Genomic DNA, 1,130 nt, shown 5'->3' on the forward strand with positions numbered 1-1,130 from the left:
ATATCATGTCCGGTCGATTAACCATGATATGATCGGGAGGAACACCACCCCCATCAAATAAAGAATGCCAAAACGAATTACGATCGCACCTCATCTGAGTCCAGAAGAGCTACAAGCTCGTTTCCGTCAAGCTAAAACAACCACCCAGGCTCATCATTACCAGATTATTTGGCTGTTAGCGAGCGGAAAAACCACCGCCGAAGTGATGGCAGTGACAGGTTATAGTCGTGGTTGGATTTATGAATTAGTCTGGGGATACAATCATTTAGGCCCTGAGTCCCTCGGAGATCAGCGTTGCCAAAATACAGATCGTGACCCTCTGCTGAATGATGTGGAACAAGCTCAATTGTGGCAAGTCTTACAGCAGCCACCTCCGGATGGCGGGCTGTGGAATGGTCGTAAAGTGGCCGACTGGATGAGTGAACTCAAGGGTGAAAAAGTCTGTCGTCAAAGAGGGTGGGAATATCTCAAGTCCATGAAGTTTCGATTGAGAGTTCCTCGCCCGGAACATCAGGAATCAGATCTTCTCGAACAAGAGGAATGGAAAAAAAAATCTGGGTCAGTTCGTCAAAAAAATCAAGAAGGAGAACCTAGAAAGCGACGTAGAAGTCTGGTCAATGGACGAACATCGGCTCGGATTGAAACCAGTTTTGAGGCGGGAATGGGTGGATGAGTTTAGTAATGCTACGGCTGTTGTTAACTGGCGGTTTCAATGGTTGTGGTTATATGGTTTCGTACATCCGAGTACGGGAGAAACAAAGGCGTGGATACTGCCATTTGTCAACAGCCAGCTTTTCGAGCGAGTTTTAGAAGATTTTGTCAAACATTGGAAAGTAGGACCGAAAAAAAGAGTCGTTTTAGTTGTAGATGGAGCCGGATGGCACTGAGCGTGAAAACGTGAAAATCCCCGACGGCATACATTTGTATTGTCTACCTTCACACTCACCCCAACTCCAACCAGCAGAAAGGTTATGGCCCCTGACAAATGAACCGATAGCCAATCGCTGTTTTAAAAACTTAGATGAATTAGAAGCAGTGTTATTGGAGCGATGTCAAAAACTGTTAAATCTCAAACAGTTAATCAGTGGTTTGACTCATTTCTATTGGTGGCCGGAGGCAAAAGTTTAATC

At 45.3% G+C, this 1,130-nt stretch carries 1 pseudogene; it reads left to right on the plus strand.

Annotated elements, in window-relative coordinates:
- The first annotated feature begins 64 nt into the window (after positions 1–64).
- A pseudogene (locus QUB25_RS29685) lies at positions 65–1,128 on the plus strand (IS630 family transposase).
- The last annotated feature ends 2 nt before the right edge of the window (positions 1,129–1,130 follow it).

It is taken from the genome of Microcoleus sp. B3-D7, assembly GCF_036705305.1.
Lineage (GTDB): Bacteria > Cyanobacteriota > Cyanobacteriia > Cyanobacteriales > Microcoleaceae > Microcoleus.